This is a genomic window from Hymenobacter sp. R533113 (genome assembly GCF_056835965.1).
Genome location: NZ_JAKWBD010000013.1, coordinates 902,942 through 926,004, shown reverse-complemented (window position 1 = coordinate 926,004; position 23,063 = coordinate 902,942). Strand labels below are relative to the sequence as shown.

The window sequence follows — 23,063 nt, the reverse complement described above, 5'->3', positions numbered from 1 at the left end:
TCGTACAGAGTGACAGAACTGTTTTCGGAAGGTGCCAACTCAACACTGCTAGTGTTAGTACTGGCAGCCACAAACCGAGAGAAGAATGGATAAAGTAGAAATGTGGGGCGGCGTAGAATGTACCATTCGGCGGATCGGGAATGGATATTCGGATCAAATCGTCAGTAGTGGCCACCGCACCCGAATTGAGGACTTAGATAGGTTCGCCGAGCTGGGTATTCGCAAGCTGCGCTACCCAATTCTGTGGGAGCAGGTAGCCCCGGAAAGCTTGGATAATCCCGACTGGACCTGGACTGATGAGCGTATGGCGCGCCTTCGGGAGCTAGGTATCGACCCCATCGTAACTTTGCTACACCACGGCAGCGGTCCGCGCTACACGGCTTTACACGAGGATAGTTTCGTGCCGGGCCTGGCTCGCTTTGCTCGCATGGTAGCCGAGCGCTATCCGTGGATTCAGCACTACACGCCCGTAAACGAGCCGCTTACTACTGCTCGCTTCAGCGGCTTGTATGGCATCTGGTACCCGCACGCCCTGGACGACCACACCTTCGTCCGCATTCAGCTGAATCATATTAAAGGAGTGAAAGAGGCCATGAAGGCCATTCGGGAAGTAAACCCGGAAGCGCAGCTAGTTCAGACCGAAGATTTAGGCAAAACGCATAGCACACCCAGCTTAGAGAATCAGGCCGAGTTTGAAAACACCCGGCGCTGGCTCACTTTCGATTTGTTGTGCGGCTACGTCGACCGTCATCATCCGTTTTGGCATTACTTACGCGAAAACGGTGCTTCGGAAGACGAACTGCTGGAACTCGCTAATGACCCGCTGCCGCCCGATGTGATAGGCATCAATTATTATATCACCAGTGAACGGTTCTTGGATGAGAACCATCATTACTTCCCCGCTCACCACCTGCGCCGCAGCCAGGAGCGCACTGATTATGCCGACATAGAAGCGGTACGAGTGCGCTTGGTGGAGTTGGCCGGCCCGCACGATTTACTGCTGGAGGCTTGGGAGCGGTACCATTTGCCCCTGGCTATTACGGAAGTCCACCTCGACTGCACCCGCGAGGAGCAGATGCGCTGGCTACAATATGCCTGGGACGCGGCCAACAAGCTGAAGGAGGGAGGCGTCGAGTTGCGCGCCATCACCGTATGGTCTTTACTCGGAGCCTACGATTGGAATACGCTGCTCACCCAGGAGGGCGCCTTTTACGAAAGCGGCGTTTTTGACCTGCGGGGGGCAAACCTCGTCCTACCGCGCTATTTAAAATGGTGAAAAGCCTTACTACGGAAGGCTGTTATGACCATCCGTTGCTGAAGTCTAAAGGTTGGTGGGAACGGGAGGACCGTTTTATCTATCATCACCATTGCCCTACCTCTAAAGCATCCTGAGCTATGAAGATACTCGATATGAATGATCTGGCCACAGAACTGAATGAGCCTGTGGTTCAACCCTTGCTGATTACCGGGGCCAACGGCACCCTGGGCCGCGCTTTTCAGCGCGTTTGTGCAATACGGGGCATTGAAGCCGTCGCTCTGGGCCGCGCCGAAATGGATATCACCGATCCGGTTTCGGTGGAAAAAGCAATAACCCAGCATAATCCCTGGGCCGTGGTAAACGCGGCGGGCTACGTGCGGGTTGACGAGGCCGAAGCCGACTTTAAACGCTGCTACCTCGAAAATACGACCGGTCCGGCCATTGTAGCGGCTGCCTGTGCATACCGCGAAATTCCCTTTCTAACGTTTTCCTCTGACCTAGTATTCGACGGCAATAAGTCGGCTGCTTATGTAGAAACGGACACTCCTTGCCCACTCAACGTGTACGGTAATAGTAAGCGCCTAGCCGAGCGCGATGTGCTGGCTTGTATGCCTAATGCGCTTGTGGTGCGTACCAGTGCTTTTTTTAGTCCCTGGGACGAGTACAACTTTGTGTATTACGCTTTGCGGGCTGGTCATCACAAGCAAGCCTTCGAGGCTGCCGACGACGTCTTGATTTCGCCCACCTACGTTCCGGACCTGGTAAATGAGTCGCTAAACCTACTCATTGATGAGGAGCGCGGCGTGTGGCACTTAGCTAATCAAGGCTCTTATACCTGGGCCGATCTAGCGCGTTTGGCCGCTGATATGGCCAGCTTAGATACTTCTTTTGTGGTTCCTCGCGCCATGCAGGCATTTGGCCTGGCCGCTGCGCGACCTTTATATAGTGTACTTGGCAGCAAGCAAGGCAACATGTTGCCTTCGGTAGAAGAGCGGCTGGAGCGGTGTGTCTCCGAAATGATGACTAATATGAGAAACTCGCCCGAAGAGCCTGTTGCAGTAGCTTCCTAAAGCTCACAGCAGTTTGAAGGTAGCTTCTATATACCGCCACCTCTGTTCTGATTGGTCGAAAAAGCCCCCCAGAGCCTGACAACTTTTCTATCCTGGAAACCCCGCACACTCTTTGAGGTGGCGGGGTTTCGTCGTTTTGGAGGCTGGGGGGCATTTTGGCCGGGACTTTCCCAAAAAGGCCGTAAATTTGGAGTGCGCCCCGGCGTTTTAAGCTAAATAATATCAACATGTTTGATTTCCTAGGGAAAACCGTCGCCAAGATTTTCGGCTCCAAATCGGAGCGGGACTTGAAGGAGATTATCCCATACGTGGCGCTCATCAACGCCGAATATGCCAAATTGGCACCGCTCTCCGACGACCAGCTGCGTGAGCAGACCCAGGAAGTGCGCGCCCGCATTGATGCCCACCTCAAGGCCACCGACGACCAGATAGCCGGCCTGCACCAGCGTATCACCGACGAGCCCAACCTCGACATCACGCAGAAGGAGCAGCTCTTTGACCAGATCGATGCGCTTGAAAAGCAGCGTAACAAGGAGCTGGAAGTCGTGCTGCTGCAAGTGTTGCCGGCCTCTTTTGCCATTGTGAAAGAAACGGCGCGCCGCTACAAAGAAAACGGCCAGCTGAGCGTCACGGCCACCGACTACGACCGCGAATACGCTACCCGCAAGCAGAACGTCACCATTCAGGGTGACCAGGCTGTATGGGCTAACAAGTGGATTGCCGGCGGGGCCGAAATCACCTGGGACATGGTGCACTACGACGTGCAGCTGATTGGCGGCGTAGTACTGCATCAGGGTAAGATTGCCGAAATGGCCACGGGTGAAGGTAAAACGCTGGTTTCGACCTTGCCTGCCTTCCTCAATGCGCTGGCCCGTCGTGGCGTGCACTTGGTAACAGTCAACGACTACCTGGCCAAGCGTGACTCGGAGTGGAATGCGCCGCTGTTCGAGTTTCACGGCATCACGGTGGACTGTATCGACAAGCACCAGCCCAACACCGACGCCCGCCGCCGCGCCTACGCGGCCGACGTTACCTACGGCACCAACAACGAATTCGGCTTCGACTACCTGCGCGACAACATGGCGCGGGAAACCGAGGAGCTGGTGCAGCGCAAGCATCATTACGCGATGGTCGACGAAGTGGACTCGGTGCTGGTTGATGACGCCCGGACGCCGCTTATCATCTCCGGCCCCGTGCCCCGCGGTGATGTACACGAATTTTATCAGTTGAAGCCCCGCATTCAGATGCTGGTGGATGCCCAGAAAAAGATTGTACAGGACTATCTGGTGCAGGCACGTAAGCTCATCAAAGAAGGCAAAGACGGCTCGGAAGCTGGCAGTAAGGACGGTGAAGGTGGCTTGATGCTGTTCCGCGCTTACCGTGGCCTGCCGAAGAGCAAGCCGCTTATTAAGTTCTTGTCGGAGACGGGCATGCGGGCCGTGCTGCTGAAGACGGAGAGCTTTTATCTGGCCGACAACTCGCGGCAGATGCCCAAGGCCGATGAGCCGCTGTACTTTACCATCGACGAGAAAAATAACCAGATTGAGCTGACCGAAAAAGGCATTGACCTGATTACGGCCCAGGGCGAAGATCCGCAGCTATTTATCATGCCTGATATCGGGATGGAAATTGCGGCCATCGAGAACAGCAAAGCCATCGGCGACGAGGATAAGCTGCACCAAAAGGAAAAGCTGATGCAGGATTATCAGGAGAAGTCGGAGCGGGTACACACCGTAAACCAGCTGCTGAAGGCTTACACGCTGTTTGAGCGCGACGACCAGTACATCCTGACCGACGATGGCAAGGTGAAAATCGTGGATGAGCAGACCGGCCGCGTGATGGAAGGTCGCCGCTACTCCGACGGCTTGCACCAGGCTATTGAAGCAAAAGAGAATGTGCGCGTGGAAGACGCCACCCAGACTTACGCCACGGTTACGCTTCAGAACTACTTCCGCATGTACCACAAGCTGGCCGGCATGACCGGTACGGCCGAAACGGAAGCGGGCGAATTCTGGCAGATTTACAAGCTCGACGTGGTCGTGATTCCGACCAACCGTCAGATTTCCCGCCAGGACGAGCACGACAAGGTTTACAAGACCGTGCGCGAGAAGTACAACGCCGTAGCCGAGGAAATTCAAGCGTTGGTGCAAGCTGGCCGCCCGGTGCTGGTAGGTACCACGTCGGTGGAGATTTCGGAGCTGGTAAGCCGTATGCTCAAGCTGCGCGGTATTCAGCACCAGGTGTTGAACGCTAAGCAAAACCAGCGCGAAGCCGAGATTGTGGCCGGCGCTGGCTTCCCCGGCACCGTGACTATTGCTACCAACATGGCTGGCCGTGGTACCGACATTAAGCTGAAAGAAACCTCGCGCGACTCGGGTGGTCTGGCCATTATTGGTACGGAGCGCCACGAAAGCCGCCGCGTAGACCGGCAGCTGCGTGGTCGGGCCGGCCGGCAGGGCGACCCAGGCTCGTCTCAGTTCTTTGTGTCGTTGGAAGACAACCTGATGCGCTTGTTCGGCTCGGACCGCATTGCCAAGCTCATGGACCGTATGGGTCTGGAGGAAGGCGAAGTGATTCAGCACTCCATGATTACGAGCAGCATTGAGCGGGCTCAGAAGAAAGTGGAGGAGAACAACTTCGGCACGCGGAAACGCCTATTGGAGTACGACGACGTGATGAACGCTCAGCGCGAAGTGGTGTACAAGCGTCGCCGCAACGCTCTGTTTGGCGAGCGTCTGGAGCTGGATATCTGGAACATGATTTACGACGTCTGCGACGACATCGTGAACGTACACAAAGTCAGCAACGACTTCGAAGACTTCAAGCTGGCCGTTATCCGGGTGTTTGGTTACGATACGCATCTTACCGCTCAGGACCTAGCCGGCCAGCCAGCGCCGGCGTTGGCCCAAAAGCTGTATGATGAGGCTTTGGGTTATTATCAGAGCAAAAACGACCACATTGGGGCCAACACGCTGCCGCTGGTGAATGACCTGATAAAGCAAAACGCTCCTTTCGAGAATATTGCCATTCCGTTCACCGATGGCCGCAAGCAGATTACGGTAGTTACCAACCTGCGCCGCAACCAAGCCACTGAAGGCCACGAAACCATTCGGGGTATGGAGAAAATCGTGGTGCTTTCAACCATCGATACGGCCTGGACTCAGCATCTACGTCAGATGGACGACCTGAAGCAGGTGGTGCAGAACGCGGTGTACGAGCAGAAAGACCCGTTGTTGGTGTACAAGTTTGAGTCGTTTGAGCTGTTCAAGCAGATGATAGGCAAGGTGAACGAGGAAACAGTTTCCTTCCTCTTCCGCGCCGACATTCCAATGCAGCAGGAAAGCGGCCACACCCAGGAGCCGGAATTCTTTGTAGAGGCCGATTTGCCCCCCGCACCGAAAGCCCCCAAGCTAAAGGCGCAAAAGGAACTCTCCTCTATTTCGCTCGGCGCCGGACCCGAGGACATGGGTCCCGAGCCAGCTCCGGTATTGGAAAAGCAGCAGCCCGTGCGCGCGCAGAAAGTGGCTAACCGCAACGAAAAAGTAAGCGTGCAGTACATGGACGGCCGCATCGTGCGCGACGTGAAATACAAGACTGTGGAAGACGATGTGCTGAACAACCGCTGCGTATTGGTTGGGTAAAAAAGCCCCCGGAACGCAGTAAATAGTAGTGGCAGGCAGCTTTCCCAAAAAGCTGCCTGCCACTTGTTATTTGGCAATGTTTCTGTGTAGGCTACGCATCGGAACCACTCACCATTAGCTTGCTAAAGCAACCCATGGCGGCTGTGCAAATCCGTTTTAGCGCTACCTTACCTTTGCCTTCCTGTTGATTCGGTTTATGAGCCTTCCTATTACCCAGCTTGCCGCCTCCATCGATCATACCCTATTGCGCCCTGATGCCACGCCCAATGAAATAGCCCAATTATGTGCCGAAGCAGTGCAGTTTAAATTAGCTACTGTGTGTGTGCCGCCTTGCTACGTGCGTTTTGCCGCCGAGCAGCTGCGGGGGGCAATTCCGGTGTGTACCGTGGTCGGCTTTCCGTTGGGTTATCAAATCACCAAAGTCAAGTTTTTTGAGGCTCACCAGGCACTCAACGATGGCGCTACTGAGATTGACATGGTCATGAATATCGGTGCCTTCAAGTCGGGTAGAGTAGAGGAAGTAGAAGACGAGATTGGTCAATTGGTGGAGCTGTGTCACTTCAAAAACGCACTTTTGAAAGTAATTATCGAAACGGCCCTGCTGACGGAAGAAGAAATAATATCTGCCTGCCGCATCTGCGCGGCAGTAGGAGCCGATTTTGTCAAAACGTCAACTGGCTTTGCGGCCCGTGGGGCATCCGTGGCCGACATTACCTTGATGCGCGACCATTTGCCCCCCAGAGTCCGCATAAAAGCTGCGGGCGGCATTCGGACCCGAGTAGCGGCACTGGCACTGCTGGCGGCTGGTGCCCACCGGATAGGTTCCTCCAATAGTTTGGTTCTGCTGAAAGAAGATGAAATTCCTGCTACGTAACGTGTTTTTGTTTTCGGCTTTACTCTCGCTGGCTTCGTGCGCGACATCGGGGCCGGTAAGCAAGACGGCCACTCCTGATACTACCCGTCGGCGCGAGTCGGCTCCTGCCGAAGATCTGAGCCGCTACCGGCCCGTGTTCACGTCGCCCGCGGCTACTGCTAAACCTGTTGGGGCCAAGCCCGCCGTAATGCCTGCGAACCACGTGAACAGCCAGATTGACCAGCGCCTCCGCGATCAGGCCGTCACGAACCTGAACGTAAAGTATGCTCAGGGCTACCGCATTCTGGCTTATGTGGGTCTGGAGCGCGAGCAGGTGATGGCCATCCGCCGCGCCGTAATCAGTCGCTACCCCGATGAAACGGACTATATAACGTTCAAGCAGCCAACGTATCGTCTTCTTATTGGTGATTATCTCACCCGTTTGGAGGCCGAGCAGGCCATGTTGCGCATTAAGCCGCTGGCGCCGAAATCCCAGCTGCAGCCGGCGCAAGTGGTGCTGAACAAAACCCGGTTCTAGGCTGCCAAGGCTAAACACTTGAATACTTACTAGGCTTTATCATGTTTTCGCTTGGTGAAGCCTGACTACCAGCTACCAGAGAACATAACTTCCTTTCCGTGAATCAGAGCTTACTTTCCCGCATTCAACAGCTGGCTGCTGCCGCTGCCGCCGAAACGGTTGCTCTGCGTGAGCACCTGCACGCGCATCCTGAGCTTTCTTTTGAGGAGGTAAACACGGCAGCTTTTGTCACGGCGGAGCTAAAAAAGCTTGGTTTGATTCCGCAACCGCTGGCTAATACGGGCGTGGTAGCTCTTATCGAAGGCAAAAATCCTGGTAGCCGCACCGTAGCCCTGCGCGCCGATATGGATGCGTTGCCCATTCAGGAGACCAATGAGGTGCCTTATCGCTCCACCAATGCGGGCGTGATGCACGCCTGCGGCCACGATGTACACACCTCGTCCCTGCTGGGAACGGCCCGTATTCTGACTCAATTGCGCACTGAGTTTGAGGGTACCGTAAAGCTGATTTTTCAGCCCGGCGAGGAAAAGCTGCCTGGTGGCGCGTCGTTGATGATAAAGGAAGGCGTATTGGAAAACCCCGTTCCGGCCAGTGTACTTGGTCAGCACGTATTTCCGCGGCTGCCAGCGGGTAAAATTGGGCTGCGGCCGGGTCGCTACATGGCCAGCACCGACGAGCTGTACATGACCGTGCGCGGCAAGGGCGGCCACGGTGCCATGCCCGAGCAGAATATTGATCCAGTGCTGGTTACGGCTCATATTATCGTCGCGGCCCAACAGATTGTGAGCCGCCGTGCTAATCCCAAGCTGCCTTCGGTGCTATCATTTGGTAAAGTCATTGCGAATGGCGCTACCAACGTGCTTCCGAATGAGGTGTACGTGGAGGGCACTTTTCGCACCCTCAATGAAGAATGGCGCAGCGAGGCCCACATACATCTGCGTAAGCTGGTGGAAGGCATAGCCGAATCGATGGGCGCCACCTGCGAGCTGGAAATTCGCCGGGGCTATCCTTACCTCGAAAACGAGCCGCAACTAACGGCCCGTACCCGCGCCGCTGCCGAGGAGTATTTAGGTGCCGAAAACGTGGTTGAGCTGGATCAATGGATGGCCGCCGAGGATTTTGCCTATTTCTCCCAGCACGCCGATGCCTGTTTTTACCGCCTCGGCACTAGCGCTCCCGACGGTCGCCACACGTCCTCGGTCCATACGCCTACCTTCGACATCGACCCCAAAGCGCTCGAAATTGGTCCTGGGCTTATGGCTTGGCTTACGTTGCGCGAGTTGGAGGAATAGGCCGACCAATTTTTAAATTTTCAATTAACGGCCTTGTACCAAAAGCAGAGTGCCACTCCGTTCCTGGTGCAAGGCCAATTAAAAAAAACAGATGCGCTTTGTTTTTAGTGGGCTCGTAGCGGCCATCTTCTTGGCTTGGGCGGCCCCGACTAAGGCCCAGCAGCGTACCCGGTCCTATACGCTGCTCCAGCCCCAGGCTCAACTGGAGGTGCCCCTCACCGGCAACGACTACGTATTCGGGGCTGTTGCCCTCCAGCATTCCACCACGCCGCTGGCAGATATTCCCTTGTTTCCGGGCAGTCAGCTTAAAGTGGGTTACGAGCACTTTTTTACTCCTGCTTGGAGCTGGGGCGCTACGCTGATGGGCCAGCGCCTGCGGTTTTATAGTACCAACTGGTTTGATGATATTAGCCCGGCGTACTACCTCGTGCCAGAAGTATTCGGGCGGCACTGGAATACGTTTGGCACTATCAACTTTCGGCAGCGGCTGGGCGTGAGCTACTTTCGGCCCCTCGACCAGGCGGACGCCAGCCGCTTCCTGGCCAGCTTGCGTCTGGATGTGGATCGGGTATTCCCGCTTGGGACCGGTGGACTGGCTTTGCGGCCGCGCATCGCTTTTGAGCCTGTTGCTTACCTGCGGTTTCAGCGGGAAGAATACGAAGCTAAAGAGCCCTTTCTGGACTTTACGGAGCTGCGCGGGGAGGTGGGCGTCCGCGTCTCGCCGCGCCTGGATTTTACGCCCTGGTTTTCCTGGCAAAACAGCTACTACGTTGCCCTGCCGCAGTATGATAACAACGGCAACGTCACTATCGCGGGCGGCAATAGCCGCGCCGTGGCGCCGGTTGTAGGCTTAGATATGCGCCTGACGGTCGGCAAGCAGGTCAGCAGCCCGGAGAGGCGGCAGCTGCCTACGCACTACTAGGGCAAACAAATCGCCGGCCAGGCACTGGCATGTGCGGTACCCTGGTCGTGGTGGCTCCGCTATCTTGTACCTGCAGAATGACATTATGTCTTTTGTGGGTTAATGTAGAAAGCTGTTCATAATAGCTTTAAAGATGTATTATAAAAATAATCAGGTTATAGTATCAGCTTCGTATTTCCGAAATAAGACATTTTGTCTTTACCTGAACCCGCTCATGTGGTTGGTACAGATTTTATAGAATGAGAGTGTCGCCGCTGCAAAAGCGGTCTTCACTTTGACTTCTAAAAACATCCGTTACCATGGCTACAATTCTGTATAACAACCGTCCGGCTACTCGCCCAACCCGCGCTTTCAACACCGTATTGAATGAACTGCTGCGCGACACGCTGCCAACTGCCACTGAGCCGGCCAAATCCTTTATTCCTCAGGCCGACATCCTTGAATTGGAGGCTGGCTTTGAGCTGCACCTAGCGCTGCCTGGCGTAGCCAAAGAAGCTGTCCAAATTGACATTCAGGAGGGCAGGCTAATTATCAGCGGCGAGCGTAGAGTTCCAGCTCCCGAAACGGCTGAACCTGAAGAGAGTGAGTCGCAAAATGCCCCCCGGTTCCGTCGCTTGGAAACCAGCTATGGCAATTTCACCCGCACTTTCCGCTTACCCGAGACGGTAGATGTGGCGGCTATTGGAGCTGAAATGACCGACGGCATCCTGCGTGTTCGATTGCCTTTCGATAACAAAAAAGTGACCAAGCACCACATTGAGGTGCGCTAAGCATGGCAGGTTCAAAAAAAGGCTCCGCAATTGGAGCCTTTTTTTGAACCTGCCATGTTGTACCTATAAGCAACTTCCCTTCGTTACGTTGCATCTTATAGTCGATGGTGGATTCGCAGTTGAATCGTACCTTTTTTTGCTTTAAATTCATCTTCCTCTCCAATCCTCGTTTCAACCCCATGCAAGCAAAACAAATGATGCTCGGTCTGCTCGGTTCTGCCATTCTGGGCGGGGGCGTGGCCGTGGGCGGGTACAAGCTACTAGAGCCTACAAACACCAACGCCCCGCAGGTAGTAGCCGCCGACCCCAATGTGCGCTATACCAGTGAGCTGCGCAATAGTGATTATGTAGTGCCGGAGGGCCTGAACTTCGTAGCAGCCGCTTCGTCGGTGACGCCGGCCGTGGTGCACGTAATGACCGAGTATGCGCCCAAAATGCGCAGCAACGCTGGTTCCGAGCGTATGGACCCGCTATTGCGTCAGTTCTTCGGCGAAGATTTCGAACAATATCACGGTGGTGGAAGCGGCCGGGCGCAAGGCCCCCAAATGGGTTCGGGCTCGGGGGTTATCATTGCTGCTAACGGCTACATCGTCACGAATAATCATGTGATTGATAAGGCCGATAAGATTGAGGTAGTACTCGACGATAAGCGCAAGTATAAGGCGGAGCTGGTGGGCACTGACCCCACGACCGACTTGGCCCTATTGAAGGTGCAAGCTGATAACCTGCCCTTTGTGCGCTACGGCAACTCCGACAACGTGAAAGTAGGGGAGTGGGTGCTGGCCATCGGCAACCCGTTCAACCTGAACTCTACCGTGACGGCTGGTATTATTTCCGCCAAAGGCCGCAACATTGGCATCTTGCAGCGCGAAGACCGTATGGGACTTGAGTCGTTTCTGCAAACCGATGCCGTAGTGAACCGGGGCAACTCGGGTGGCGCGCTGGTGAATCTAAACGGTGATTTAGTGGGTATCAACTCGGCTATTGCCTCGCAGAGCGGCAATTTCGAGGGCTACTCTTTCGCCGTGCCCAGCAGCATCGTGAGCAAGGTAGTAGACGACCTGTTGAAGTATAAAGTGGTGCAGCGGGCCTTGCTCGGCGTCCAGATTCGGGAAGTAGATGCCCGGTTGGCCGCTGAGAAAAAGCTCAAGAACCTGAACGGCGTGTACGTGGAGGAGCTGAGCGAAAATAGCGCCGCCGCCGCCGCTGGTTTGGAGAAAGGCGACGTGATTACCGAAATCAACGGCGCGAAAGTGAATACTTCTTCCCAACTGCAGGAGCAGGTAGCGCGCTACCGCCCCGGCGACAAGATTAAAGTAGCCTTCCTGCGTGGCAACAACGAGCGCACTGCCACGACCACGCTTCGCAATGCTACCGGCACTACCGATGTGGTGCGGGCCGACGTAATCAAGGCGGTGAAGTACGAAGGTGCTACGCTGGAGCCGGTCACTAGCCAGGAGAAGAGCAAGCTTGGTATAGAAGGCGGGGCCAAAATCAAGGGTATCCGCGACAGCAACTTCCGCCAGACTGGCATTGCCGATGGCTTCATCATCACGCGCATCGATAAGAACAAAGTAACCAAGCCCCAGGATGTGCAACGCTTGCTGGAGATTGCCAAAAACGGCGATGGCGCCCTGGTAGAAGGCATTTATCCGGACGGCCGCAAAGCCTATTACCCGATTGGGCAGGCGGAGTAGGGGTTGTAATCGCGCAACCGCAATAACGAACAGACGGTCATGCTGAGCTTATCGAAGCATCTCTCCCGCTTCGTTGCAGAAGCATTGATTACTAGTCAATAGAGATGCTTCCTCTCGTCAGCATGACGTTCCAAATAAAAAGCCCCCAGACTAGTCTAGGGGGCTTTTTTATGTTGCTTACTTGCCGCATGTGTTGGGGAGCGGCGTGTTTGTATCGCCTCGCCGCACGGTTAGCTTTCCGTCAGCCAAGCTATAGCCGATGCTTCGTTGAGGAAAACGCGCAGCCGGTAGTGTTGGTAGGGGTTTTGGGCCCGTGCGATGGTGGCCCGCAAGTTGGGTTGGGCCAAGGCTTGCTGGCGGCTGGGTGACATCAGGTAGGCAACGCGCAGTGTTGTGGCGGGCAGAAAGGCCGTGGCCTGGGGCAGGAACACGTCGCCCACCCACCGCGAATGAGCCTCATTGACGAACTGTCGCCGCCGCACGTCCACAAACCAGGCGGTAGCCGCGTGGTGCAGGGCCAGGGCCCCCACCGCCTAGTGGCCTGCTTGCAACTCCGGCAGCGACACATCGCGCAGCCAGCGCAGCACTATCACCCGTAGGTCGGGGCGATAAGTAAGACTCAGATAATCAGCGTAAGCGGGAGCAGAAAGTGTCACGGCGCAAACTTACATGACTGATGCCGAAACTACTAAGCTGAGCCGGTGCCGGATGGGGCAGTCAGTCCTGCAAACCGCCTCGGGCTGACTCTAGGGAAGAGGGAGAACTAATTCTAAAAAATACAAGGTAGTTTCCCTCTACCCTAGGAGAGGTCGACTAGGAGGTGAGGCTTCGTTGAACGAACGAAGGTTTAGTAGCTTTGCCTAACGCCGGGCTACCCCCGCGTCTTCTGATACCGCTACTTTTTTATCCCATACATCCCATGAAACAAGCCCTCGAAGAAGCCACCGCCACTCACACCGACGTGCAGGACCACGACCACCACGGCATCCGGCAAGTATTACAGGAGCTAGGCGTGCAGGCCAATAACGCCGCCTTCAGCACCGGCCTCGTTTGGGGCGGTGCGGCCAACGGAAAGCAGCGCGCTATTCACTCACCTGCTGATGGCAAGCTCATTGCCAACGTGCGTTTCGCTACGGCCCAAGATTACGAACAGGTAGTACAGACGGCCCAACAAGCTTTCCAAACCTGGCGGCTGGTGCCTGCGCCCAAGCGTGGCGAGGTGGTGCGCCAGATCGGTAATAAGCTGCGCGAATACAAGGAGCCGCTGGGCAAGCTGGTGAGCTACGAGATGGGCAAAATCCTGCAGGAAGGCTTAGGCGAAGTGCAGGAAATGATTGACATCTGCGACTTTGCCGTGGGCCTGTCGCGCCAGCTGCACGGCTTTACCATGCATTCGGAGCGCCCCGCCCACCGCATGTACGACCAGTACCACCCGCTGGGCGTGGTCGGCATTATCTCAGCTTTCAACTTCCCGGTGGCCGTCTGGAGCTGGAATGCCATGCTGGCCGCCGTCTGCGGCGACGTGAGCATCTGGAAGCCCTCGGAGAAAACGCCGCTGGTAGCGGTGGCCGTGCAGCATATCATCCGGGATGTGTTGAAGGAAAACGAACTACCAGAGGGCATTTTCAACGTCATCATCGGCGACGCCGAAATCGGGCAGCTCATGGCTGCCGACGGGCGCGTGCCGCTGGTGTCGGCCACGGGCTCTACTCGTATGGGCAAGAAGGTAGGTGAAGTGGTTGGAGCCCGTTTGGGCCGGGCTTTGCTGGAGCTGGGGGGCAATAATGCCATTATCCTCACCGAGCACGCCGACCTGGATATTGCCATGCGGGCCGTGGTGTTCGGGGCCGTGGGCACGGCCGGGCAGCGCTGCACCACTACGCGCCGCCTTATCATTCACGAGTCGTTGTTTGAGGACGTGAAGCAGCGCTTGCTCACTATTTACCCCAAGCTTCCCATTGGTAACCCGCTAATGGAAGGCACCTTGGTCGGTCCGCTGATTGACGAGGCGGCCGTACGCGGGTTCAGCGAAGCGCTGGAAGCAGTGCAGCAGGAGGGAGGCAAATTGCTGATTGGGGGGCAAATTCTGACTGGCGACCAATATCCGGGGGGCAATTATGTGCAGCCCGCTTTGGTCGAAGCCGAAAACCATTACCACACGGTGCAGGAAGAAACCTTCGCGCCCATTCTGTATCTGATTAAATACAGCGGCGACGTGGAGGCTGCTATTGCCTTGCAAAACGGCGTCCGGCAAGGACTGTCATCGAGCATTTTTACCCTGAACATGCGCGAGGCCGAAGCATTCCTGGCCCAGTCTGGCTCCGACTGCGGCATTGCCAACGTCAATATTGGCACTTCCGGTGCCGAAATCGGGGGCGCATTCGGCGGTGAAAAAGAAACCGGCGGCGGCCGCGAGTCCGGCTCCGACGCCTGGAAAATCTATATGCGCCGGCAAACGAATACCATCAACTACTCGCGTGAGCTGCCGCTGGCTCAGGGAATCAAGTTTGACGTGTAGGCGACCACTAAGGCGGTCATGCTGAGCGGAGCGAAGCATCTCGCGTGCTGACGGTAGGTTACTAATCCTACTACCGCTGGCGAGATGCTTCGCTCCGCTCAGCATGACCGCCTCGGCACGATTGCCTTTTTAGCATGATTGCCATGCCGTGCAACCTCACCTTCTAGTCCTTTGTCTTTCTCTCGCTTACCCATCAGAACGAGGAGTTTAGCGAAGAAATTCGGATATTCACGGACTACTATTTCTGACCCTGCACAACCCAAATACCGCACATGGAGGCTTTTGCGTATACTGATATCAACGCCCCATTGGTGGAGCGTTGTCGTTTGGGCGACCGTCGCGCTCAGGCCGAGATCTATAAGCGCTATGCGAAGGCTATGTTCAATGCCTCCCTGCGCATTACCGGCGACTTTGCCGAGGCCGAAGACGTGTTGCAGGAGTCGTTTCTGAGCGCGTTTCGCGAGTTGCATAGCTACAAAGGCGACTCGTCGTTCGGGAGCTGGCTCAAGCGCATCGTCATCAACAAAAGCATCAACTGCCTGCGCAATCGGCGCTTACAGCTGGTGCCGCTGGCCGAGCAGCACGATTCGGTAGGCTCCGACCAAGACGACGACACCGACTTTGCGGAAGTGAGTTGGCGGGCCGACCGATTGCGCCGCTGCATACAGGAACTACCCGATGGCTACCGCGTAGTCCTCTCCTTATACCTGCTCGAAGGCTACGACCACGCCGAAATAGCAAGTATTCTGAATATAACCGAATCAACCTCCAAATCACAGTATAGCAGGGCCCGAAAAAATTGCTGGAACTAGGGCGCCAGCACGGATTGTAAAGCACCTAGTAAGTGTTGGAGAAGCCGGCCGGACTGACGCTCCACCCACTTGCAAGCGGGTCACGGTCGGAAGGGAAGAAACGTGCGAATAACCACCTGTATGAACGAGAATAAGAAAACACTGGAAGCTTTCGTAGAGCAGCACCGCGCCGACTTCGACGCGTTCGAGCCGCGCCCCGATCTGTGGGACAGCATCGAAGAGGAGCTGACAACGCCCTCTGTGGCATTCGATGAAACGGAAGAGGAAGTGCCCTTGCGCGTGATAAAACTGGCCCCCGAGCCAATGATACCAGCCAAAAACGCCCCCTGGAGTGGCCGCTTTGGGATTGCCGCCGCTATTGCCATTACGGTAGTAGCCGGTGGGGGGCTTTTCTGGCAACATTCCGCTTCGCAAGCTACTTCTGCCTGGACGAGCATAAGTCCAAGTCCTGTGCCTTACCTTACCACGGCTCCTACTGAAGAAGAAACTAACGACTCTTTTTATTTCGGAACCAACCCTGTAGCTACGGCCGCCGCCAATGCGCCCATCCAGCGCCTGAACACGGCCGTGAAGCAGATGGAAACCTACTTCGCCTCGCAGATTAAAGAACGGGCCGGCGAGCTACGCCAGCTGGAAGAAGAGACTTCTAATGCCCCCGCCGCCGATTGGCAACGGGAGTTAGCCGCGCTCGACTCGACGTATGCGCAGCTCAAAACCGAGTTATACCGCAACCCCGAGCCGGATATGGTGCTCGATGCCATGAATCGTAATCTGCAAATCAGAGTTGATATCTTAAACCAGCAGCTGCGCACCCGCGAACGGATTCTGGAGTACCACGCTGATGAGCCGGTAGTGGCCAAAAACAGTCGCAAGCGATGAAAACGGTCCTGATGGTTTCTACATATTGTCTGTTGTTTCTGGCTACAAGCCTGATACCAGCTGCGCAAGGGCAAGCTATCCAGCTTCCCTCGCTGGAGCCGGTGAGTGTTGTCATTGATCATTATAATCAAGCGACGGGCACCAACCAGCCTAGCGTGTGGCAGCAAGGTGGTGCTCCGCCTTCTACTGCGCCAGTGCAGCAAGGCAGCCAGGGCCAGCAAGAGATGGGCGCCATGCCCGCCGTGGAAAAAAGCCGCAAGCTGAGCCGCACCTTTGCGGCCCGCGCCGACCGCCCCTACTATCTGCAAACCCGCTACGGGCGCGTCCAGATCAATACCTGGAACCGGGCCGAGATTCGTACGGACGTCGACATCATTACCCGCGCCGATTCGGACGAAAAAGCGCAGGAGCTGATGAATATGATTCAGGTCAGGATGCTGGAAAACGATCCGGCTACGGGCGGCATCGCAGTGCAGTCGAAGTTTGGGGCCATGCCGAAGGGCTGTGCCAGCCGGCAGCGGCTTTACGAGGTGAACTACACTGTGTGGCTGCCCAAAAACACGCCTTTACGCGTGTACAATATCTTTGGCGACATCAGCATCAATAACGATCTGACGGGCTCCACGGAGCTGGCGGTAGAATATGGCACCCTACGCACGAGTCGCCTGGATGGTCCGCAGAACCTGTTGCGCGTAGGTAATGGCCAAAGTACTATTGCTTTTGCCGGCAAAGCCAGCATCGATGCTTCCTATTCCAAGCTCCGCTTAGATGCCGGTGAGGTAGTAGACTTGCGCAACAACTACTCCGATATCGACATTGGCACGGTGCGCGACCTAACGGTGCATAGCAAGTACGGCGACGTGGCGCTGGGCACCGTTCGGAACCTGCGCGGCTCATCGGGCTTCTCCAAATTCAGTATTGATCAGCTTAATGACCAGCTGGATATGAAGGTGCAGTACTGCCCCGTTTTCGAGGTTCGCAACACGGGCAAAAACTTCCGCCAGATCAATTTGGATGGTGGCTACAGCACTTTCCTGCTGAATTTCTCGGAAGGTGCCGGCTTTGACTTCGATGTAAATACCCAGCACGGCAAACTGTTGGTAGATAAAGACCTAGTGCGTGTCCGGTCGGAAGAAAGCAGCTCCACTGCCAGCGATACGCAAGGCAAGTTTGGGGGAGCCAGCGCCAAAAATTCGGGCAACGTAAACATCAAAGTGCGCTACGGCAACGTAAGCTTTAATAAATAGGGCGCTGCAACGCCCTCATCACTATCGTTCTGATGGTGAGTGCAGGAGGGTAGTGAGAAGCGGAGAAAAATCAGCTTGAGCTGGTTTTTCTCCTCTTTACTTTTAGGCCGTATCCGCCGCTGGGGGGCAAAATATCTTCGTTGTTGGACAGCGGCTACCTTTGCGCTACCAACCCGTCTGTATGCGCCTTTTACTTACTTTGCTTTGGCTGGGACTAGGTGTTCCAGCGGCTTCTGCCCAAACCAAATCTGCTATGTCTTCGCCTGCTTCCCCTGCCGTATCTGCCCTGTCGTCGCCTATGCGCACGTATGCGTTGCGCCTGGCGCCCGGTCAGGATGTACGGGAGCAGTTGCAGGCTTTCGCGCAGGCACATCAGGTGAAAGCGGCCACTATAGTTACCAGCGTCGGCAGCCTCACAACCGTTCGGTTGCGCCTCGCCAATCAGTCTGAGCCTACCGAGTACAAGGGCCATTTTGAGGTGGTGTCGCTGGTAGGTACGCTCTCCGTGAATGGCAGCCATCTGCATTTGGCCGTTGCTGATTCCACGGGCCGGACTATTGGGGGGCATTTAGCAGATGGAAATCTGGTTTATACCACCATGGAGCTAGTAATTGGAGTGCTGGAAGAGCTGGACTTCCGACGTGAGACCGACCCTGTTTCTACGTATCAGGAGCTGGTAGTTTATCCAGCTGAGCGTAAGGCCAAAAAGGCGCGGCCAACCAAGGCTCAAAAGCCGTAAAATAGTATCGTTCGAGTATCTTATTGCTATGATGTCTTCTTCGCCCGTTGCGCCCGCCGATACGCCCCAAGCTGTTGCTTTCCGGCGTGCCATTCAGAACCCGCTGAAGCTGCGCCTGTTTATGCTGCGCAGCTTACCGATGGCTTACCTGGCGGGGCTGCGCGTGCGCGACGTGACACCGGAGCAGGCAACCGTAACGGTACCATATAAATACCTGACCAAAAACCCTTTTCGCAGCATTTACTTTGCCTGCCTGAGCATGGCCGCCGAAATGGCCAGCGGGGTGCTGGCGCTTATGCACATCAGCAGCGGCTCGCCCGTATCTATGCTGGTAACGGGGCTGGAGGCGGAGTTTACGAAAAAAGCTGTGGGCCTCATCCGCTTCACTAGCACCGATGGGGGGCAAATTGGGCAGGCTATTGCCGAGAGCCGCGCCACGGGCGAAGGTCACACCGTGGTCTGCACCAGCACCGGAATCGATCAGGTCGGCGATATGGTAGCCGTTTTTCGGATTACGTGGTCGTTTCGGGCGAAGAGGAGGTAACGCGTTCTTGGAAAGGCGAGAAAATGCGAATGGGTCAGCGTCTGATATTTAACAAAAGAGTAGTTGTACTCCCAACCTCGGAATGATAGCAGTTTTCGGTCGCTTGCTGGAACATACCTAGCGTGGCGCTCTTCTGGTAGCGCCTTATTTTGTCAGCATAGCTTTAGTGTGCTACCTAGCCTTACAAGTTTGAGATGGGGAGGTTTGATGTAAGTAGATGAGCGCATCAAAAAGATCAGGCAGAGGCCGATGCCAGACAAATTGGCCATCAGGCTCTTCTGATAACACTCGTGCGCCAATCAGCCGAAAATACTTGGCTTGTGTTAGCCAGTTACCTTCAGGGATTGAAGTTCCGATGGCTTTCAGGTCTAATAGGAAATTTGGTTCGTTTGCACGGTCAAGCCAGTGTTCAAATGAGTTGGAAATAGGCTCCTGCAAAGGAGTAGAAACAAAGGTGCCATCTGCTTTAAAAGTGCTTGCTGTTCCTGTGCCCGTAGCAAAGCCAATAGTGATATAGGAGGCGCCAAACTGTTGTTCTAAGTAATAACCCATCCTTTTTTCAGAGCCATCTAACTTTTTAATGTGCTCATTATGAGCCCAAACTACTACTCTAGCTGCTGGACTTTGTTCTAAGATCCATGCTACGTTGCTTGCCATTGCTTGATCACGAGCTGTTCCGTTAAAACCTTGCCGCAGCAAGCGAGCGAGTTGCGAGTTGGCTTAGAACGCGGGCGTTGTGTTTAACAGTAGTTGGCGCATTCACCGCCTGCAAGTGCTGTTCTATTTCCTCCGATGAGCGTAGTAGCCGCTGCTTGGTGGCTGCTGGTATACTCCCCCACGATTTCTTGACAGCAAAATGCTGATTACGCAGCGTTATCACCCGCTTGCTTAACGCAGAAGCTGCCTGTTGTCGAGCATAATGTTCTAACGCAAATAAGTTGGGAAACGGACTCTGTATATCGATGCCGACATATTGAAGTTTGGTCGTATGACGTTGATTGTACGCCCGCATCCACTCTACCATCTCCCAAAATTCTTTTGTGTTCCAAATGGCGAAGCCCGCGGAGCTGTGTACCGTTAGCGAGTCACCTTCACCCGTCTGCACGTACTCGTTGAGAATTTGCCCAAAGGCATAATCGGCCTCGATAGCGAATGTCGTGAAGCCTTGCTGGGTGACGAGGTATTCCAAGAGCCGGTGCTTCATTTGGAACACCTCATGGCTCCCGTGAGTGTACTCCCCTAAGGCTACTATCTGGGCATCACCTACCACTTTGGTTATGGCCCCTAAGTCATTAAAGCCATTTCCTGCTTCGATGTATTGAATAGGAGAAATACAGTTATTAACTGCTGTTACGCAGTCAGAGTCGGCTTCTGCCCGTTTACTACGCTTATGACGACTTGCACGCTGGACTTGTACACGGATTATTTGTTGAGTTCGACGGGTCCGACAACGGCCACGGGCTTGTCGCGCCTGGTAGACGGGGCCTTGAGCCACGACCAGATCACGCGCTGGCTGAGCAGCACCGCGTGGGGCTCGGCCGCTATTTGGCGAGCGGCCAAGCCGCTGATTCGCCAGGCCGAAGCCCAGCGTGGAGCCGAGGAATTTGCGGTGCTTATCGTCGACGATTCGATTCTGGAAAAGGCCCATACCGCTGCCAACGAGCTGATTTGCACCCACTGGGACCACAGCCAGCAGCGCTACGTGAAGGGCTTGAATTTCGTCAGCCTGCTCTACCAGGCCGGCGAGTTGGCCCTGCCGCTGGCCGTCGAGCTGGTGCGCAAAACGGTCCCGGTCTACCATGCCAAGACCCAGCAAACCAGCTATCAAAGTGCCTTTACCAAGAACGAGTACCTGCAGCAGATGCTGCGCGTGGCCCAGCAACAAGTGGCTTACCGCTACCTGCTGGCCGATACTTGGTATGCCTCGGCCGAGAACATGAGCTTGGTGCGAGCCCTGGGCCACCATTTCGTCTTTGCCCTCGAATCCTCCCGCACCGTGGCCCTGAGCGAAGCGGCACGGGCGCAAGGCCAGTTTCAGGCCGTGCAAACGCTGGTGTTTCCCGATACGCAGCCCCTGCGGGTCTATTTGCGGGCCGTCCAAGAGGCGGTGCTGGTGAGCAGGCACGTCTTGACAAACCAAGACGGCAGCCAGGGCGTGTTATATCTGGTCAGCAGCGACACCGACTTGAACCAGGCCCAGTTGACTGCGATTTACCAGAGACGGTGGAAAGTGGAAGAATATCATAAATCGCTCAAACAGAATGCCTCCATGGGCAAATCGCCCACCAAAACCCTGACCACGCAGGCCAATCATTTCTTCGCGGCCGTGCTGGCCTACACCAAGCTCGAGATACTCAAACTCAAGTGTGGGATGGGCCATTTTCGCCTCAAAGCCCAGCTCTACGCCGTGGGCCTCAAAGCCATGTACCACCAACTTGGCCTACTCCGTGCGTAACATCAGTTATTAAGTCACGTAATTTCCTCTGAACTCTGCGCGTATGATCTGCTAGAAGCCAGGAATAACACAATTAGGACTAGATATTTCGAGTAAAAACTACAATCAATCATAATACTAATCAAGTGTTTGCAGCCTATTAAGAAGGGTAGCGAAAGCAACGAAAGAGAGTTAGCTCCTTATTTTATATCCAAGCGCCCTACTCTTCCTCCGCTAGGCTCTCCTTGGTAATCACGTCCACCATACCATCCTCGCTCACCACGATAGCCATGCACGGGTACGGCGAGCTTTGCACGTAGCGGATAGCGGAGTTGTAGCGGGCGCCGCGGGTACTAGTGCCCCGGCCCGAAGCCTTGCCATCGAGAATGACACCGATGGAGTAGCAGTAAGATTCGGGGTCCACGAGCACAGCCCCATCGATAGACGTTACGAGGCGGGTGATGAGCGGCGTGAGCGGGACGGGCTCGATGAGCGTGCATTGGAGCTTGAGGCGGTCAGCTTCGGCCAGCGCTTCCGTCGTAACAACTACCAGCGTACCGTGCTTCTGCTTACTGGCCTCCAGCACGACGTCCCAAAGCCGCTCCACTTTTTCAGGGGCAGTCAGATCGAAGGTGCGGCGCAGATCTTTGCGGAACTGGCTGCGGTTGAGGCGGGCGCGTGGCAGACTAGGATTGCCGTAAGTGGTACGCATCAGCACTTTGCCATCGTGCTGAAACTCCCAGGCATAGTGCGTTACGAAGTTGATAACGAACAAATCTTCCCGGCTGGGGTCGTAGTGCCCGACGGGCCGACCCAGGGCGTACACATTTTCGCCATCGGCAAGCAGACTTACATCGGCGGTTGTCATTTCCAGCAGCTTGCGCACGGCCCGGTAGTCGGTGAGCGGGGTGGGACAAGTGAGGGCGAAAACTTCCTCCAGATTAGGATGGTGGCGCTTAGCCAGATACATCTTGCCCACGCCTTCAGCGCCCTCATAGCGCAGAGAGGAAATGGTGTTGTACGTCGCAAATAGCTTGGCTGTAGCCGGACTCATACCCAAGGCCTGCGCGGGCGTATCCATGAGCAGCTTGCCGGCGGCACGCAGCAGCTCATCGGTTTCGCGGTGGCGCAGCAGCATTCCCGAGCCGGGTTCGGGCTCCGTCAGCGACTTCACGCACTCCTCATGAAAGCGCAGCACGGCGGCCAGTCCCAGCGACGAAGCCAGCAAACGGCCGTCGGTGTAATAGCGGTTGGGCATGAGGGCCGGGTGGGTGCGCAGAACTTTTCGGTTTAAGCGCAGCACCGTCAGCACGTAGAAACTACTGATCTGAATGGGTATGCCGGCGAAAGACTGAAGCTTTTTATCCACCGAGTCTACCTTGTCGAGGACTTCCTGCACGGCCAGACGCAAGCCAATGGCATGCTGCTTCCGACGCAGCATTTCTTCGCTCATCACCTGCTCGCGGTCAAAATAAGCCCCCAGGGCTCCCGCAGCTGAAACTCCTGGCCCCGAACCAGCACTTGGCCGAAATGAGCGGAATCAAGGCCACAATCGGTGGGCTCCAGGCACACGGCGGACAATACATCCTCATTTTGCTGGTCGGGCTCAGCCACCGGAATGCCGAGCAGGAGCACGTTAGGCGCTAAATCATCATCAAGCGTATCAAAAATGCCGTTAGCAATGGCCTGAGCAGCCTGTTGAAAACGGGACTGGTACGCCCATATTATTTGCAAGCCCGGTGCGGGCATGGGCATAATAGGCGATACGGGAGGCGCCGAAATAAGGGGAAGCGGAGAAAGCATAGCGCAGGCAGCGAGAAAAACGGAGCGAAATAAATAAAGATAAACT

Annotated in this window: 22 protein-coding genes; 16 read left to right on the top strand and 6 right to left on the bottom strand. The window is 55.6% G+C overall.

Going from position 1 to position 23,063, the window contains the following annotated elements; all coding sequences use genetic code 11:
* Positions 1–85 precede the first annotated feature (85 nt).
* The 9 genes from MKZ35_RS13165 to MKZ35_RS13125 all read left to right on the top strand — a co-directional run bounded on the left by MKZ35_RS13165 (position 86) and on the right by MKZ35_RS13125 (position 12,041).
* On the top strand, positions 86–1,276 hold the full coding sequence (locus tag MKZ35_RS13165) for a family 1 glycosylhydrolase (protein WP_482513726.1): 1,191 nt from the start codon (positions 86–88) through the stop codon (positions 1,274–1,276).
* A 119-nt stretch (positions 1,277–1,395) separates the two neighbouring features.
* Complete coding sequence (locus tag MKZ35_RS13160) at positions 1,396–2,328, top strand: SDR family oxidoreductase (RefSeq protein ID WP_482513725.1); 933 nt, start codon at positions 1,396–1,398, stop codon at positions 2,326–2,328.
* Positions 2,329–2,555: 227 nt separating this feature from the next.
* Positions 2,556–5,969, top strand: a complete 3,414-nt coding sequence (secA, locus tag MKZ35_RS13155) for a preprotein translocase subunit SecA (protein ID WP_482513724.1) — start codon at positions 2,556–2,558, stop codon at positions 5,967–5,969.
* 196 nt (positions 5,970–6,165) lie between these two features.
* On the top strand, positions 6,166–6,843 hold the full coding sequence (gene deoC / locus MKZ35_RS13150; protein ID WP_482513723.1) for a deoxyribose-phosphate aldolase: 678 nt from the start codon (positions 6,166–6,168) through the stop codon (positions 6,841–6,843).
* Positions 6,824–7,360: a sporulation protein gene (locus MKZ35_RS13145; RefSeq protein WP_482513722.1), complete on the top strand. Its 537-nt coding sequence runs from the start codon at positions 6,824–6,826 to the stop codon at positions 7,358–7,360. The genes deoC and MKZ35_RS13145 overlap by 20 nt, the downstream gene beginning before the upstream one ends.
* 98 nt (positions 7,361–7,458) lie before the next feature.
* On the top strand, positions 7,459–8,652 hold the full coding sequence (locus tag MKZ35_RS13140; protein ID WP_482513721.1) for a M20 metallopeptidase family protein: 1,194 nt from the start codon (positions 7,459–7,461) through the stop codon (positions 8,650–8,652).
* 91 nt (positions 8,653–8,743) lie between these two features.
* Positions 8,744–9,574 carry a hypothetical protein gene (locus MKZ35_RS13135; protein ID WP_482513720.1) on the top strand — a complete coding sequence of 277 codons (831 nt, stop codon included), beginning with the start codon at positions 8,744–8,746 and terminating at the stop codon, positions 9,572–9,574.
* Between the two features lie 299 nt (positions 9,575–9,873).
* Complete coding sequence (locus tag MKZ35_RS13130) at positions 9,874–10,344, top strand: Hsp20/alpha crystallin family protein (protein WP_482513719.1); 471 nt, start codon at positions 9,874–9,876, stop codon at positions 10,342–10,344.
* A 179-nt stretch (positions 10,345–10,523) separates the two neighbouring features.
* Positions 10,524–12,041: a Do family serine endopeptidase gene (locus MKZ35_RS13125; RefSeq protein ID WP_482513718.1), complete on the top strand. Its 1,518-nt coding sequence runs from the start codon at positions 10,524–10,526 to the stop codon at positions 12,039–12,041.
* A gap of 230 nt (positions 12,042–12,271) precedes the next feature.
* Here MKZ35_RS13125 and MKZ35_RS13120 read toward each other — a convergent pair whose 3' ends face one another.
* Positions 12,272–12,571, bottom strand: coding sequence for a hypothetical protein (locus MKZ35_RS13120; protein ID WP_482513717.1), 300 nt, complete (start codon positions 12,569–12,571; stop codon positions 12,272–12,274).
* A 3-nt stretch (positions 12,572–12,574) separates the two neighbouring features.
* Positions 12,575–12,697, bottom strand: a complete 123-nt coding sequence (locus tag MKZ35_RS13115; RefSeq protein ID WP_482513716.1) for a hypothetical protein — start codon at positions 12,695–12,697, stop codon at positions 12,575–12,577.
* Between the two features lie 263 nt (positions 12,698–12,960).
* Between MKZ35_RS13115 and amaB the strand changes: the two genes are divergently transcribed.
* From amaB to MKZ35_RS13085, 6 genes are all read left to right on the top strand, one after another.
* The gene (gene amaB / locus MKZ35_RS13110) at positions 12,961–14,559 is read left to right on the top strand and encodes an L-piperidine-6-carboxylate dehydrogenase (protein ID WP_482513715.1); all 1,599 of its coding nucleotides are present in this window, start codon (positions 12,961–12,963) and stop codon (positions 14,557–14,559) included.
* 272 nt (positions 14,560–14,831) lie between these two features.
* Complete coding sequence (locus MKZ35_RS13105; RefSeq protein ID WP_482513714.1) at positions 14,832–15,371, top strand: RNA polymerase sigma factor; 540 nt, start codon at positions 14,832–14,834, stop codon at positions 15,369–15,371.
* A gap of 120 nt (positions 15,372–15,491) precedes the next feature.
* The gene (locus MKZ35_RS13100) at positions 15,492–16,250 is read left to right on the top strand and encodes a hypothetical protein (protein ID WP_482513713.1); all 759 of its coding nucleotides are present in this window, start codon (positions 15,492–15,494) and stop codon (positions 16,248–16,250) included.
* Entirely contained in the window at positions 16,247–17,497 is a 1,251-nt protein-coding gene (locus MKZ35_RS13095) for a hypothetical protein (protein WP_482513712.1), read from the top strand. Before MKZ35_RS13100 ends, MKZ35_RS13095 begins: the two co-directional genes overlap by 4 nt.
* A 181-nt stretch (positions 17,498–17,678) precedes the next feature.
* Positions 17,679–18,236: a PPC domain-containing DNA-binding protein gene (locus MKZ35_RS13090; RefSeq protein ID WP_482513711.1), complete on the top strand. Its 558-nt coding sequence runs from the start codon at positions 17,679–17,681 to the stop codon at positions 18,234–18,236.
* A 28-nt stretch (positions 18,237–18,264) separates the two neighbouring features.
* Entirely contained in the window at positions 18,265–18,780 is a 516-nt protein-coding gene (locus MKZ35_RS13085; RefSeq protein WP_482513710.1) for a PaaI family thioesterase, read from the top strand.
* 171 nt (positions 18,781–18,951) lie between these two features.
* Here the strand turns inward: MKZ35_RS13085 and MKZ35_RS13080 are convergent, their stop codons facing one another.
* Both MKZ35_RS13080 and MKZ35_RS13075 read right to left on the bottom strand, forming a co-directional pair.
* Positions 18,952–19,479, bottom strand: coding sequence for an erythromycin esterase family protein (locus MKZ35_RS13080; protein WP_482513709.1), 528 nt, complete (start codon positions 19,477–19,479; stop codon positions 18,952–18,954).
* A complete protein-coding gene (locus MKZ35_RS13075) occupies positions 19,460–19,969 on the bottom strand; it encodes an erythromycin esterase family protein (protein ID WP_482513708.1) in 510 nt (169 codons plus the stop codon). Before MKZ35_RS13075 ends, MKZ35_RS13080 begins: the two co-directional genes overlap by 20 nt.
* A gap of 201 nt (positions 19,970–20,170) precedes the next feature.
* On the opposite strand from MKZ35_RS13075, the gene MKZ35_RS13070 reads away from it, so the two are divergent.
* Positions 20,171–21,235 (top strand): IS701 family transposase, encoded by a 1,065-nt coding sequence (locus MKZ35_RS13070; RefSeq protein ID WP_482511431.1) that lies wholly within the window; start codon positions 20,171–20,173, stop codon positions 21,233–21,235.
* Positions 21,236–21,434: 199 nt separating this feature from the next.
* Here the strand turns inward: MKZ35_RS13070 and MKZ35_RS13065 are convergent, their stop codons facing one another.
* Both MKZ35_RS13065 and MKZ35_RS13060 read right to left on the bottom strand, forming a co-directional pair.
* Positions 21,435–22,667, bottom strand: coding sequence for a diadenylate cyclase (locus MKZ35_RS13065; protein ID WP_482514746.1), 1,233 nt, complete (start codon positions 22,665–22,667; stop codon positions 21,435–21,437).
* Positions 22,667–23,017, bottom strand: coding sequence for a hypothetical protein (locus MKZ35_RS13060; protein ID WP_482513707.1), 351 nt, complete (start codon positions 23,015–23,017; stop codon positions 22,667–22,669). Before MKZ35_RS13060 ends, MKZ35_RS13065 begins: the two co-directional genes overlap by 1 nt.
* Between the last annotated feature and the right edge of the window lie 46 nt (positions 23,018–23,063).